12 protein-coding genes are annotated in these 13745 nt (G+C 53.7%); 5 read left to right on the forward strand and 7 right to left on the reverse strand.

Going from position 1 to position 13745, the window contains the following annotated elements; genetic code table 11:
- Nucleotides 1–257: 257 nt before the first annotated feature.
- Together ahpF and ahpC are read right to left on the reverse strand one after the other, a co-directional pair.
- The gene (gene ahpF / locus I3X05_RS21890) at nt 258–1826 is read right to left on the reverse strand and encodes an alkyl hydroperoxide reductase subunit F (protein WP_045569483.1); all 1569 of its coding nucleotides are present in this window, start codon (nt 1824–1826) and stop codon (nt 258–260) included.
- Between the two features lie 160 nt (nt 1827–1986).
- Nucleotides 1987–2544 (reverse strand): alkyl hydroperoxide reductase subunit C, encoded by a 558-nt coding sequence (gene ahpC, locus I3X05_RS21895; protein WP_193157854.1) that lies wholly within the window; start codon nt 2542–2544, stop codon nt 1987–1989.
- A 235-nt stretch (nt 2545–2779) separates the two neighbouring features.
- Here ahpC and I3X05_RS21900 point away from each other — a divergent pair, with 235 nt between their 5' ends.
- Nucleotides 2780–3562, forward strand: coding sequence for a hypothetical protein (locus I3X05_RS21900; protein WP_226972440.1), 783 nt, complete (start codon nt 2780–2782; stop codon nt 3560–3562).
- A 10-nt stretch (nt 3563–3572) separates the two neighbouring features.
- Here I3X05_RS21900 and I3X05_RS21905 read toward each other — a convergent pair whose 3' ends face one another.
- The 5 genes from I3X05_RS21905 to I3X05_RS21925 all read right to left on the reverse strand — a co-directional run bounded on the left by I3X05_RS21905 (nt 3573) and on the right by I3X05_RS21925 (nt 8593).
- Entirely contained in the window at nt 3573–4505 is a 933-nt protein-coding gene (locus tag I3X05_RS21905; protein ID WP_045569481.1) for a hydroxymethylglutaryl-CoA lyase, read from the reverse strand.
- 8 nt (nt 4506–4513) lie between these two features.
- Entirely contained in the window at nt 4514–5341 is an 828-nt protein-coding gene (locus I3X05_RS21910) for an enoyl-CoA hydratase-related protein (protein WP_045569480.1), read from the reverse strand.
- 32 nt (nt 5342–5373) lie between these two features.
- Nucleotides 5374–6975 carry a carboxyl transferase domain-containing protein gene (locus I3X05_RS21915; protein WP_045569479.1) on the reverse strand — a complete coding sequence of 534 codons (1602 nt, stop codon included), beginning with the start codon at nt 6973–6975 and terminating at the stop codon, nt 5374–5376.
- A 14-nt stretch (nt 6976–6989) separates the two neighbouring features.
- The gene (locus I3X05_RS21920; protein WP_045569478.1) at nt 6990–8159 is read right to left on the reverse strand and encodes an isovaleryl-CoA dehydrogenase; all 1170 of its coding nucleotides are present in this window, start codon (nt 8157–8159) and stop codon (nt 6990–6992) included.
- Between the two features lie 62 nt (nt 8160–8221).
- On the reverse strand, nt 8222–8593 hold the full coding sequence (locus tag I3X05_RS21925) for a MerR family transcriptional regulator (RefSeq protein WP_045569477.1): 372 nt from the start codon (nt 8591–8593) through the stop codon (nt 8222–8224).
- Between the two features lie 291 nt (nt 8594–8884).
- Between I3X05_RS21925 and I3X05_RS21930 the strand changes: the two genes are divergently transcribed.
- The 4 genes from I3X05_RS21930 (at nt 8885) to I3X05_RS21945 (ending at nt 13727) form a co-directional block, all read left to right on the forward strand.
- Nucleotides 8885–10099, forward strand: coding sequence for a thiolase family protein (locus I3X05_RS21930; protein ID WP_045569476.1), 1215 nt, complete (start codon nt 8885–8887; stop codon nt 10097–10099).
- 89 nt (nt 10100–10188) lie between these two features.
- Nucleotides 10189–11682, forward strand: coding sequence for a CoA-acylating methylmalonate-semialdehyde dehydrogenase (locus tag I3X05_RS21935; protein WP_045569475.1), 1494 nt, complete (start codon nt 10189–10191; stop codon nt 11680–11682).
- A gap of 29 nt (nt 11683–11711) precedes the next feature.
- Nucleotides 11712–12866, forward strand: coding sequence for an acyl-CoA dehydrogenase family protein (locus I3X05_RS21940; protein WP_045569474.1), 1155 nt, complete (start codon nt 11712–11714; stop codon nt 12864–12866).
- Between the two features lie 135 nt (nt 12867–13001).
- Nucleotides 13002–13727 (forward strand): enoyl-CoA hydratase, encoded by a 726-nt coding sequence (locus tag I3X05_RS21945; RefSeq protein WP_337971446.1) that lies wholly within the window; start codon nt 13002–13004, stop codon nt 13725–13727.
- Nucleotides 13728–13745 lie beyond the last annotated feature (18 nt).

Here is a 13745-nt window from a genome sequence, read left to right on the forward strand (position 1 = left end):
AAGTTATGAGCATTAACTGCCCAAGGTACAAAGTATCGGTTGACGTTGAAAAGAATAAAGATTGAGCGATTGATGATTAAAAACAATCTTTGCACTATTCGCACATAAATATATTAACATTGCCACATCAATGCTTGACGTTGTTGGCAGATGAAATACGGATAAGCATCAGAAGACAAGCTATTGAAAGAAATAAAAAAGGTGTCGAGCGATCGACACCTTTTGGTCATAAAGGACGGTGTTCAATAAAGAACGATTTAGCTTTGTTTACGGATGAGGTAGTCAAAAGCGCCTAAGCTTGCTTTCGCACCTTCACCCATCGCAATGATGATCTGTTTGTAAGGGACTGTGGTTGCATCCCCCGCCGCAAACACACCATCCATGCTCGTTTCACCGCGGCTGCCGATTTCAATCTCGCCACGAGCAGAGAGTTCAACCGCGGAATCTTTCAGCCATTCGGTGTTAGGCACCAGACCGATTTGCACAAAGATACCAGACAGCTCAAGCTGCTTAATTTCATCCGTGTTGCGGTCTTTGTATTTCAAGCCAGTCACACGAGTACCATCACCGACCACTTCGGTTGTCTGAGCCATGGTAATGATGTCGATGTTTGGCATTGAGTTCGCTTTGTTGATCAGTACTTGGTCAGCGCGCAGCACGTCAGCAAATTCCAGTACGGTCACGTGTTCGACGATACCCGCCAGGTCAATCGCCGCTTCGATACCTGAGTTACCACCACCGATAACCGCGGTTTTCTTGCCTTTGAACAGTGGGCCGTCACAGTGCGGGCAGTAAGCCACCCCTTTGTTACGGTATTCTTGTTCACCAGGAACGTTCATTTCACGCCAGCGAGCACCCGGGCTTAAGATGACGCTGTTACTTTTCAGTGTCGCGCCGCTTTGCAGACTGACGTGGATTTTGCCATCTGCCGTGAACTCAGCGCCCATCAGCTTCTCAGCTTGCTGCTCTGTGATGATCTCCACGCCGTACTCTTTCAGGTGTTCACCCAAGTTCGCCGCCAGCTTTGGACCTTCCGTGTGTTTCACCGAGATGAAGTTTTCGATCGCCATGGTGTCCATCACCTGACCACCTAAACGCTGCGCCACGATACCGGTGCGAATGCCTTTACGCGCGGCGTAAATCGCTGCCGCTGCACCCGCAGGGCCACCGCCGACGACCAGTACATCGTATGGGTCTTTTTCGTTGAGGCTGGCGGCTGCTTTTTCTGCTGCGCCGTCATCCAGCTTGTTGAGGATTTCAGTCAGCGTCATACGGCCTTGGCCAAACAGTTCACCGTTAATGAACACACTTGGCACGGCCATGATGTCACGATTTTTAACTTCATCTTGGAACAGCGCGCCGTCAATCATGGTTGCGCGAATGTCCGGGTTGATCGCCGCCATCATGTTGAACGCTTGCACCACGTCAGGGCAGTTTTGGCAAGACAGAGAAATGAACACTTCGACGTCAAGCTTTTTGCCGAGTTTGGCGATTTGCTCAATCGTTTCTTGCTCCAGTTTGATTGGGTGACCGCCAGAGTGCAGCAGCGCCAGAACCAGAGAGGTAAATTCGTGCCCCATCGGCACGCCCGCAAAACGCAGTTGTGTGCCTTTGGTTGGGTTGGTCACCGTCATTACTGGCTTGCGATCGCTCGCGGTATCGTCACGCTCTACGCTGATAAGTGAGCTAAGTTCCGCGATTTCATTGGCCAGTGCCAAAATGTCTTGTGAGCCTTTGCTTTCATCTAGGCTGACCACTAAACGGACTTGTTCTTTTAAGTTGGTTAGATACTGTGAGAGTTGTTGCTTGATCGCTTGGTCTAGCATACGAAATACCTTTTTTATTAATTATGAGAGTGGTCACTCTGGATAAAAGGGGGGAGAGCGAACCGGACATTTAGGTCGTCAGGTCAAATACCCAGCTCGCTCTCGAACTCATTAGTAATCAAAAGATTGTCTTAATCAGAAGATTACTGGTCAGGCTTGGTTAGATTTTGCCAACGAGGTCTAATGAAGGAGCCAGAGTCTGCTCGCCTTCTTTCCATTTTGCTGGACATACTTCGCCTGGGTGAGAAGCAACGTACTGTGCGGCTTTCACTTTGCGCATCAGGTCCTCTGCGTCACGGCCGATGCCTTCTGCGGTGATTTCCATTGCCTGAATCACGCCTTGTGGGTCAATCAGGAAGGTTGCACGGTCTGCCAGACCTTGGCCTTCACGCATCACACCGAAGTTGTTGGTGATGTTGCCAGTTTGGTCGCCTACCATGTAGTAGTTGATTTTGCCGATAGTCTCAGAGCTGTCGTGCCATGCTTTGTGAGTGAAGTGCGTGTCAGTCGATACTGAGTACACTTCAACGCCACGTGATTGAAGCTCTGCGTAGTGATCCGCTAGGTCGCCAAGTTCGGTTGGACATACGAAAGTGAAGTCTGCTGGATAGAAGAAAAATACTGCCCATTTGCCCAGAACGTGTTGTTCAGTGATTTCAACGAACTCACCTTGTTTGAATGCCGTTGCGCTAAATGGTTTGATTTTAGTATTAATCATGTTGCGAGTTTCCTTTAAGTTATTGGTTTGGAATGTTTTGTCTTCGGGATGTATATTCCCATCCGAACGCCGTTTTGGAAAATCGCTTGTGGCTATTCTATTGATAGATGCTATCTATAAAAGTAAAAATCATTGATGTCACAATTTTCTGATGAAACAAGATTACTAGCCGCTTTGTTGGCTGAGATGTTTTAGGATAAGCAGCCAAACGCTTTTGAGAGATAAGGAAATCAACATGCAGTTGCAAGCCGAACAAATTCCCCTAATTTGCAGTGCCTTAGCCAAGATCAGAATTGAAGCCGATTTAACCCTCTTGCCGAAATATACCCACTTTGCGGGCAAACCCTATCCGCTTGGGCGTTGCAAAGAGATCCGCGATCTGGTCTATCAGATGCTTTTAGTGCATTTGGAGACCAAGCACGATGAGGTATTGCAGCCGCTGCGTGAGGCGCTGAAAAATGGCGAGAAGTTAGTGCCTGTCTGGGGTTCTCTGCGGGATGAGTACTTTCAAAATGCCATGGTGCTCGGGGAGTGGTACATTGATGTTTCCAACGATACCGTCAATCCCAACAAGCCTCGCGTCGAGATTGTGCGCCTCAGTGAGGCCGATTTTCATCCCATCCGCTCGTTTGAGAAATTTATCGAAGTAGCAGAGAGGTACTGGCAGGTTGATGTGTATAAAAACACACTCTTTCCAGCGTTGGCTCCCTTCTTTCCTTTAGTGTGTGTGAGTAAAGAGAGTGGCGCCAGTTGGCTCGCTGCCGCTAACGACGACATGATTGCCGTGGCGATGAACAGCCAGTTTTCGGCTTCCCAACAGATACTGCAACAGCTGCCGACGCTACCTCAGACGATTGCGCAAAAATGGTTGAGCCACGCCAATGCCGAGCTTGACCCTTTCCTTACGGACGCGGGAGATAGCGAACAAATGTGCATCGAGTATCAAGATCGTTCTCAAGACTTGCTGTTTCGAGACCAAGCCGTGCTGGCCTACCTTAAGTTGCCGAAGATGGTTTGATAGGCGTCACTTATTGCCGGGGCTTGGCTGCGCGATTCATGCGTTGACTGGCTAACGCTAACGCGACTTTGGAGGTCGGAAGGCGTCCAAGTGCTTGACAGATTTGCCAACCAGCTTCGGCAACCGCGGGTAAATCGACGCCAGTCTCGATGCCGAGCCCTTGACAGAGGTAAAGCACATCTTCGGTCGCCACGTTGCCTGCTGCCCCTTTGGCATACGGGCAGCCGCCAAGGCCTGCCACACTGCTGTCGATGGTGGCAACGCCCATGGTGAGCGCCTGATACAGGTTAGCCAGTGCCTGTCCCCACGTATCGTGAAAATGCACCGCTAGTTGTGCCACAGAGACTTCCTTTTTAACGGCGTCTAACATGCGCGCAATGCGCAGCGGCGTGCCAGTGCCAATGGTATCGCCAAGGGAAATCTCATAGCAGCCCAACGCCAGCAGATCGCTGGCCACACTGGCGACTTGCTCGGGTTTCGTCGCGCCGTCATAAGGGCAGTCAGCGACGCAAGAGAGATAGCCTCGCACCGGAATATGATGCGCTTTTGCTGCCTGCATCAAAGGCTCGAAGCGTTTGAGGCTTTCAGTAATGGAACAGTTGATGTTGCGCTGGCAGAAACCTTGTGATGCGGAAGTGAAAATCGCCACTTGATCAGCGCCGCTGGCGAGTGCCTGCTCAAAACCTTGCAGGTTGGGGGTCAGCGCCGAATAAACCACTCCTGCGCGGCGTTCAATTTTGGCCAATACTTCTGCCGAGTCGGCCATTTGCGGTACCCATTTGGCCGAGACAAACGCACCCGATTCGATCTGCCTAAGGCCGGTGCGAGACAGTTGATCTATCAGCGCGATCTTACTCTGGGTACTGATGCGAGCTTCATTTTGCAAGCCATCACGTGCGCCGACTTCGACAATCTTGACCGATTTTGCTAACAAACTGTTCATAGGCTACCTCACGGGGTGTCTTTCGCTGACCAATCTTTTGGCACCCAAGCAGGCGCGCGCTTGCTGAAAAAGGCGTTAAGTCCTTCTTGGCCTTCTGGCGATACGCGGATCTGGGCTATCAAGGCGATGGTGTGTTCAATCAGTTCAGGAGTGATGGGCTGGTTATCGCACTGCTGACACAAGCGTTTGGCCTGAGTCAACGCGTTTGGTCCATTGTGCAGCAAGCGATGCAACAGCTCATCCAGTACCTCGTGCAGCGCATGTGGCTGCGAACCCACGACCTGATGCAGCAGCCCCAAACGCAGTGCATTGGCCGCGTCAAGGGTTTCCGCACTCAGCATATAGCGCCTTGCTTGACGCTGGCCGATGGCACGGCATACATAAGGTCCAATGGTGGCAGGGATCAGGCCAAGCTTGACTTCGCTGAGGCAAAAGCGTGCATCTTGGGTGGCGATGGCGATATCGCAGCAGCAAATCAGCCCGAGCGCCCCGCCAAAAGCGCTACCATGCACCAGCGCAATGGTGGGATGAGGGAAGCAATCGAGCGTTTGCATCAGCCGCGCGAGCTCGGACGCGTCTTGATAGTTGTGCTCTTTTGACTGCCCAGCCATTGAACGCATCCACAACAAATCGGCACCTGCGGAAAAATGCTGACCGTTGGCTTGCAGGACTAATACACGCACCGACGGATCAGCGCTTAAGCGTTCAAGCTCGACAAGCAAATGGGCGATCATCACCCCATCGAAAGCGTTGTGTTTCTCGACTCGGTTGAGCGTGAGGCTTGCCACGCCCAGAGCGGATACGTTACACAGCACATCGTGTTGGCGCTCGTTCATCTTTGCCTCCTTGGTCGAGCTCTATGGCTCGCTTACATGCGAAAGATACCAAACTCACTTTCAGGGATGGGCGCGCGCAGCGCAGCGCTCAGTGCATGGCCCAGTACATCGCGGGTTTCGACCGGATCCAAAATGCCGTCGTCCCATAATCTTGCGCTGGCGTAGTAGGGGCTGCCTTGGGTGTCGTACAGCTCGACAATCGAATCGCGAAACGCTTTGGCTTCCTCATCGGGCCAAGCTTCCTGCTGACGTGCTTTGACTTCGCGCCGCACCTGCGTCAGTACCCCCGCCGCCTGTTCGCCGCCCATCACAGAAATACGCGCATTCGGCCACATCCACATCATGGTCGGATCGTACGCTCGCCCACACATGCCGTAGTTGCCCGCGCCGTAGGAGCCGCCAATGATCACGGTGAATTTCGGTACATCGGCACAGGCAACCGCCATTACTAGCTTGGCGCCGTGCTTGGCAATGCCTTCCGCTTCGACTTTTTTCCCCACCATAAATCCAGTGACGTTTTGCAAAAACAGCAACGGGATCTTGCGTTTGGCACAGAGCTCAATAAAGTGCGCCCCCTTTTGCGCCGATTCGGAAAACAGAATGCCGTTGTTGGCAACAATGCCAATGCGATGGCCGTGAAGTTGGGCAAAGCCGCACACCAGTGAGCTGCCATACAGCGCTTTAAACTCATCAAACGCTGAATCGTCGACCAAACGGGCGATGATTTCGCGCACATCGAATGACAATCGCAGGTCGGCGTTAACGATGCCGTACATCTCTTTGGCATCGTAACGTGGCGGCAAGACATCGTGATTCACTGGAGAAGGGGACTGATTGGCGCTGGCAATCGCCTGACGTGCCAGCGCCAGCGCGTGCGCATCGTCCTGTGCATAGTAATCGGCCACGCCAGACTTTTTACAGTGCACATCCGCGCCGCCCAGCTCTTCATCAGTGACGATTTCCCCGGTCGCGGCTTTCACCAGCGGCGGGCCCGCGAGAAAAATGGTCCCTTGCTGTTTGACGATGATCGCCACATCCGCCATCGCCGGAATGTACGCGCCGCCTGCGGTACACAGCCCCATCACCACGGCTATCTGCGGGATACCTTTTGCCGACATGCGCGCCTGATGATAAAAAATGCGGCCAAAATGGTCGCGATCAGGAAACACTTCCGCCTGATGGGGCAGGTTTGCCCCGCCAGAGTCGACCAGATAGACGCAAGGCAGTTGGCAGCGCTCGGCAATTTGCTGCGCGCGCAGGTGCTTTTTCACGGTCAGAGGATAATAAGTACCGCCTTTGACCGCCGGATCGTTGGCGATCACCATGCAATCTATGCCGTGAATTTTGCCAATTCCGGCGACAACACCTGCGCAGGGGATGGCCTCATCGTACACTTGCCACGCGGCAAACTGGCCGATTTCGAGAAAAGTTGAGTCTGCATCGAGTAGGCGCTGCACGCGTTCGCGGACCGGAAGCTTGCCTTTTTGCCGCTGGCGTTCGATGGCTTTTTCTCCCGCGCCGAGTTTCAATGCTTCTCGGTGAGTGAGTAGCTGGTCCACCAGTTCGCTCATGCGGGCAAAGTTCGCTTGGTACAAATCCGATTCGAGTTTGGTTTTGCTGGTAATGACTGCCATTGTTTCTTGCCTCTTTAGCGCGATTCTGCAAACAGCTCACGGCCAATCAGAATACGGCGGATCTCGGAAGTTCCCGCGCCAATTTCGTAGAGCTTGGCATCGCGCAGCAAACGACCTGCCGGGAATTCGTTGATGTAGCCGTTGCCACCGAGCAGTTGAATCGCATCCAGTGCCATCTGCGTGGCGAGTTCGGCGGCGTATAAAATGGCGCCTGCGGAATCTTTGCGTGTCACTTCACCGCGATCGCACGCCGCCGCGACGGTATAGACATAAGCGCGCGCCGCGTTGCAGCGGGTGTACATGTCGGCGACTTTGGCTTGGACCAACTGAAACTCGCCAATCGCCTGACCAAACTGTTTGCGATCGTGCACATAGGGCAAAACCAGATCGAGACAGGCTTGCATAATGCCGAGCGGCCCAGCCGCGAGCACCACCCGTTCATAGTCAAGCCCGCTCATCAGCACTTCAACGCCGCGGTTGATTTCGCCCAGCACGTTCTCAGCCGGAACGCGGCAGTTTTCAAACACCAGCTCGCAGGTGTTGGAGCCGCGCATGCCGAGTTTGTCGAGCTTTTGCGCATGGTGAAACCCGGGGAAATCACGCTCGACAATAAACGCGGTGATGCCGCGGGATTTGGCGCTCGGGTCAGTTTTTGCGTAGACGATAACAACGTTGGCGTCCGGGCCGTTAGTGATCCACATTTTGCTGCCGTTGAGCACAAAATGGTCGTCATGGCGCTCCGCTTTCAGCTGCATGCTGACCACGTCCGAGCCGGCATTGGGTTCACTCATTGCCAGCGCGCCCACCCAAGAGCCATCAAGCAATTTGGGCAGATACTTTTTGCGCTGCTCGGTTGTGCCATTACTAAACAGTTGGTTGACGCACAAATTGGAGTGCGCGCCGTAACTCAAAGCAACCGAGGCCGAGGCGCGGCTGATCTCTTCCATCGCGATTACGTGGGCGAGATAACCCATTTGCGCGCCGCCATCGCTTTCATCCACTGTGACGCCCAGCAAACCCATCTCGCCAAACAATGGCCATAGGTGATTAGGAAATTGGTTTTCCTTATCAATTTGCGCGGCGATCGGTGCGATATGCTCGCTGGCAAATGCGCTGACCTGCTCACGCAGTAGTTCTAATGTTTCACCAAGCCCAAAGTTGAGCATCTGATACTGGCTGTTCATAACACCTCCGTGTTCTCCTGTTTTGAGTGGTGCAGGAGAGGGGAACGAAAGGTAAAAATGCGTCAGCGAGCGCCTTTGAGCGCCAGTTCACAGCGCTCTTTTGCCGCATCCAGTTCACCCATCACCACGCCGATGTCGTCAAGTTGGCGCTGCAATAGCGCCTTCTTTTCATCGATGATGTTGAGCATTTTCACCAACTGTGTTTCACCTTGTTGAGCATCGTAAAGCTCAAACAATTCGCGAATCTCCGCCAGAGAGAAGCCCAAACGTTTGCCGCGCAGGATCAATTTCAAACGAATCTTGTCCCGGCGTGAGTAAACGCGCGCTGTGCCTCTGCGCTCTGGCTGTATTAATCCCATATCTTCGTAAAAGCGAATACTTCTGGTGGTAATCTCGAACTCTTTCGCGAGATCACTGATTTTAAAAGTTTCCACCTGGTCTCCTCCAACGGTTGGTTGTAGCTGTCCGACTTTCAGCGATGAGGAACGACGGTACTGTCAATCACCTGTTACAGTTCAGGTGAAAATTTATCGTTGTTGTTATTTTGTTTCTTTACGTTTACGTAAATGTTAGTGCTATGCTTACGTAAACGTCAAGAAACCACAGGGCGAAAAATCGCCGGGTTGAAATGACTAGACAGGGCATTGCCCGTCCGTCGCCGTATTCAGTTTTACCCGCATCGCTATCAATTTGTGGTCACCACTTTCGTCACAAGAGAACGAGACATGGAAAAAGCCATATGGATAGTGTCGGCCAAACGAACCCCGCAAGGGCGGTTCCAAGGCGCACTCAAAGAGTATTCTGCTCCTCAGCTGGGCGGCTTTGCGATCAAAGCAGCACTGAGCGCCACCAGCAAAGCAATTGAAAACGTCGATGAAGTGTTGATGGGTTGTGTGCTGCCCGCAGGCTGCGGACAAGCGCCTGCCCGTCAAGCGGCGCTCAATGCCGGGCTACCGCTTTCGGTGGGCGCGACCACGCTCAACAAAGTGTGCGGTTCTGGCATGAAAGCGGTGATGTTGGCACATGATCTGATCAAAGCGGGCAGTGCGCGATCGGTTATTGCTGGCGGAATGGAGAGTATGACCAATGCCCCGTACCTACTGAGCAATGCGCGTAGCGGCATGCGTATGGGCCATCAAACCACGTTCGATCACATGTTTTATGATGGTTTGCAAGATGCCTATGAAGGCCATCTGATGGGTGTTTATGCGCAGCAGATCGCTGACAAGCTGCAATTTACCCGTCAGCAGATGGATGAATGGGCAGCGCTCTCGGCCAAGCGTGCTTGGGAAGCGCAAGAGCAACAGCTGTTTGTCGCGGAGATGGCGCCGCTCGCCTTTGGTAAAAATGGCGAGCTGCTGGATTACGACGAGCATCCACGTTCGATCACACTTGAAAAGATCCCGTTACTCAAACCCGCCTTTGCCGAAGACGGCAGTGTCACGGCCGCTAACGCCAGCGCCATTGCTGATGGTGCCGCTGCGCTGCTGTTGATGGATGAAGGATCGGCCCGTTCACAAGGCTTAGAGCCACTCGCCATTCTTCGCGGCCACAGCACCCATGCGAGAAAACCGGCCGAATTTACTTTAGCGCCGGTTTACGCCATCGAGCAACTGCTCTCCAAACTCGATTGGTCGAGCGACGAAGTGGATTTGTGGGAGATCAACGAAGCATTTGCCGTGGTGACGCAAATCGCCGTCAAACAACTTGGCTTGGAGATGGAAAAAGTCAACGTCAAAGGCGGAGCGTGCGCCTTAGGCCATCCTATCGGTGCCAGCGGGGCGCGCATTCTGGTCACGCTGATCCACAGTTTGCGCCAGTTGCAAGCGCTCGGCGTTGATGGTGACCGCACCCAGCCCAAAGTGATGCGTGGTGTCGCCTCACTGTGCATCGGCGGCGGTGAAGCGACCGCTATCGGCATTGAGATCCCATTACCCTGAAGACCAATCACCCACATCGTGAAACTGAATGCGCTGGACGATAAAGCCATTACTCGCGTGCAGCGCCTAACACTGACAAGGACAACGTTATGCTAAACCCGGTTCCTTTATTGATTGATGGCGAATTTCGTCAGTCGGCCACCACCGAATGGTTAGAGGTCACTAATCCTGCGACCAATGAGGTGATCGCCTCGCTGCCTTGCGCCAGCGACGCAGAGATGCAACAAGCGGTTGCCAGCGCAGCAGAGGCTTTTCAAACTTGGAAACACGTCGCACTGCCTGAGCGCGCTCGTCTGATGCTACGTTATCAACATCTGCTCAAAGAACATCATGATTCGCTAGCGCAGACCCTGTCTCAAGAGACAGGTAAAACGCTGGCTGACGCGAAAGGCGATGTGTGGCGCGGCATCGAAGTAGTGGAGCAGGCGGCCAATATTGCCAGCAATATGATGGGCGAAATGGTAGAAAACGTTGCGACCGACATCGACACCTACTCGGTGATCCAACCGCTCGGTGTGTGTTGCGGCATTACCCCGTTTAACTTTCCGGCCATGATCCCGCTGTGGATGTTCCCGCTGGCGATTGCCGCTGGCAACACGTTTGTCCTTAAACCCTCCGAGCAAGTGCCGCTCACTTCCATGCGTTTGGCCGAGCTGTTTGCGCAGGCTGGCGCACCGAAAGGCGTATTGCAAATCGTACACGGGCGAAAAGCGCAGGTCGATTTTCTGCTGCAACATCCAGAGATCAAAACCATCTCTTTTGTCGGTTCGGTGAAGGTGGCGCAGTACATTTATCAGCAAGGCACGCAGCATTTTAAACGGGTACAAGCGTTTGCTGGGGCGAAAAACCATATGGTGGTGATGCCAGATGCCAACAAAGATCAAGTGATCAATAACTTAGTCGGAGCCTCGGTCGGCGCAGCCGGTCAGCGCTGCATGGCGATTTCGGTCGCGGTGCTGGTGGGCGGGGCGAAAGCGTGGCTTCCTGAGCTAAAAGCGGCGATGAGTCGCGTTCAGCCCGGCGCGTGGAACGACAGTGATGCCGCTTATGGACCGCTGATCAGCCCCCAAGCGAAAGATCGGGTGCATCGCCTGATCCAAGAGGGCATCGACCAAGGTGCCGTGTGTGAGCTGGATGGGCGGAACTGCCAAGTTACCGGTTTGCCAAATGGCAACTGGGTTGGCCCGACGCTGTTTAGCGGCGTGAATACCGAGATGAGCATTTATCGCGAAGAGATTTTCGGCCCCGTATTGGTCTGCCTTGAAGCCGACTCGCTCGAAGAGGCGATCGAGCTTATCAACCGCAACCCTTATGGCAACGGCACTTCGATTTTCACCGCCAATGGTGCGGCGGCGCGCAAGTTCCAGCATGAGATTCAGGTGGGGCAAGTGGGGATCAACGTACCGATCCCGGTGCCTTTACCCTTCTTCTCCTTTACTGGTTGGCGCGGCAGTTTCTACGGCGATCTGCACGCTTACGGCAAACAGGCGGTGCGCTTTTTCACCGAAACCAAAACCGTCACCGCGCGTTGGTTCGATGACGACATTCCAAGCGGTCCGAATCTGACCATCAACTTGAGATAACCCTTAGCCTGTCAAACTGGGAGTTCGCTATGGATTTTGAACTGAATGAAGAACAACGCGCGTTTGCCGATACGGCGAGTGAATTTGCGAAAGCACGTTTAGCCCCGATGGCGGCTAAGTGGGATGAAGAACACATCTTCCCTAAAGAGGTGCTGCGCGAGGCGGGTGATCTTGGCTTTTTGTCACTGTATACCCCTGAAGAACAGGGTGGGCTCGGTTTGAGTCGCCTTGATGCTTCGATCATTTTCGAGCAGTTGGCGATGGGGTGCACCTCGACCACTGCCTTTATGACCATCCACAACATGGTCACTTGGATGGTGGCCAGTTTTGCCAGTGATGAAGCCAAAACGCAGTTTTGCCCCAAGTTGGTCACGGGGGAATGGCTGGGCTCTTACTGTCTCACCGAACCGAATGCCGGATCGGATGCGGCATCGCTCACCACGAGCGCGCAAAAGCACGGCGATCACTATCTGTTGAGCGGGAGCAAAGCGTTTATCTCGGGTGCAGGCGATACCGATGTACTGGTGGTGATGGCGCGCACAGGCGAAGCGGGTGCGAAAGGCATCTCTGCGTTTGTCATTCCAGCCAACGCAGAAGGGATCAGCTACGGGCGCAAAGAGCCGAAAATGGGCTGGAACAGCCAGCCGACCCGCTCAGTCACTTTTGATAAGGTCAAAGTGCCGCTCACCGCGCTGCTTGGCGAAGAAGGGCAAGGCTTTACTTTTGCGATGAAAGGGCTAGATGGTGGGCGCATCAACATCGCCACCTGCTCACTGGGTACGGCGCAGCAAGCGCTCAATCAAGCGACGCAATACCTGCAAGAGCGCAAGCAGTTTGGCAAAAATCTGGCGCAATTTCAGGGGCTGCAATTTAAGCTCGCGGACATGGCAACTGAGCTTGTTGCTGCGCGCCAACTGGTGCGCTATGCGGCAAGCAAACTTGATCGCAGCGATGCAGAGGCCACGGCTTACTGCGCGATGGCGAAACGCTTTGCGACGGATGTCGGTTTTCAGGTGTGCGACGCAGCACTGCAACTTTATGGTGGCTACGGTTACATCAAAGAGTATCCGCTGGAGCGCCATTTTCGCGATGTTCGGGTGCACCAAATTCTCGAAGGGACCAATGAAATCATGCGGTTAATTGTTGCCCGTCGGCTTTTGCATGAAGGTGCGGAGCTTCTGTAAGCCATTAACCTCAACCCATTTTGCTAAGGAATTGTGATGACTTCAGAAAAATATTCACCCCAATCGGCCGCACCGGATGCTGCGGCAGAAGCGGCGATTGGCTTTCATCTCCATCACCATGTGGCGGTGGTGACGATGAACAATCCGCCCGCCAATACTTGGACCGAGCAAAGTTTGCAGCAGCTCAAAACCCTCGTGCAGTCACTCAACCTCAATAATGAAGTATATGCCTTAGTGATAACGGGAAAAGGGGAGAAGTTTTTCTCGGCTGGCGCGGATCTCAAGCTGTTTGCCGATGGCGATAAAGCGCGCGCGCTGAAAATGGCGCGCCTGTTTGGTCAGGCGTTTGAAACCTTGTCGGCATTTCGTGGCGTGTCGATTGCGGCCATCAACGGATACGCCATGGGCGGTGGCCTTGAGGCGGCGCTCGCCTGTGACATTCGTATTGCTGAAGAGCAAGCGGTGATGGCACTGCCTGAAGCCAAAGTGGGCTTGCTGCCCTGTGCGGGCGGGACGCAAAATCTGACCGCTTTGGTGGGCGAAGGGTGGGCTAAGCGGGTGATTTTGTGCGGCGAACAGCTCAGCGCCGCCAAAGCGCACCAGATTGGTTTAGTCGAAGAGGTGGTTGCTAAAGGCGACGCGCTCAATCGTGCGATTGCCATGGCTGAATCGGTCGCCAATCAGTCGCCTTCTGCCGTGGCCGCGTGTAAAAAGCTCATCCAGCAAACGCGTTTTGCACCGCTGGCTCAGGGGCTGATTAAAGAGCGCGAATACTTTCTTGATCTGTTCGATACTGAAGATCAGACCGAAGGCGTGCAGGCATTTTTACAAAAGCGTCCACCCGTATGGAAAAACCGCTGAGCTGCGCCGGGGAGTGTG

This window comes from Vibrio navarrensis (genome assembly GCF_015767675.1).
Lineage (GTDB): Bacteria > Pseudomonadota > Gammaproteobacteria > Enterobacterales > Vibrionaceae > Vibrio.

What these genes read in the sequence shown, in the direction of transcription:
- ahpF (WP_045569483.1), bottom strand. Translation starts at nt 1,826, where the DNA reads ATGCTAGACCAAGCGATCAAGCAACAACTCTCACAGTATCTAACCAAC.
- ahpC (WP_193157854.1), bottom strand. Translation starts at nt 2,544, where the DNA reads ATGATTAATACTAAAATCAAACCATTTAGCGCAACGGCATTCAAACAA.
- I3X05_RS21900 (WP_226972440.1), top strand. Translation starts at nt 2,780, where the DNA reads ATGCAGTTGCAAGCCGAACAAATTCCCCTAATTTGCAGTGCCTTAGCC.
- I3X05_RS21905 (WP_045569481.1), bottom strand. Translation starts at nt 4,505, where the DNA reads ATGAACAGTTTGTTAGCAAAATCGGTCAAGATTGTCGAAGTCGGCGCA.
- I3X05_RS21910 (WP_045569480.1), bottom strand. Translation starts at nt 5,341, where the DNA reads ATGAACGAGCGCCAACACGATGTGCTGTGTAACGTATCCGCTCTGGGC.
- I3X05_RS21915 (WP_045569479.1), bottom strand. Translation starts at nt 6,975, where the DNA reads ATGGCAGTCATTACCAGCAAAACCAAACTCGAATCGGATTTGTACCAA.
- I3X05_RS21920 (WP_045569478.1), bottom strand. Translation starts at nt 8,159, where the DNA reads ATGAACAGCCAGTATCAGATGCTCAACTTTGGGCTTGGTGAAACATTA.
- I3X05_RS21930 (WP_045569476.1), top strand. Translation starts at nt 8,885, where the DNA reads ATGGAAAAAGCCATATGGATAGTGTCGGCCAAACGAACCCCGCAAGGG.
- I3X05_RS21935 (WP_045569475.1), top strand. Translation starts at nt 10,189, where the DNA reads ATGCTAAACCCGGTTCCTTTATTGATTGATGGCGAATTTCGTCAGTCG.
- I3X05_RS21940 (WP_045569474.1), top strand. Translation starts at nt 11,712, where the DNA reads ATGGATTTTGAACTGAATGAAGAACAACGCGCGTTTGCCGATACGGCG.
- I3X05_RS21945 (WP_337971446.1), top strand. Translation starts at nt 13,002, where the DNA reads ATGAACAATCCGCCCGCCAATACTTGGACCGAGCAAAGTTTGCAGCAG.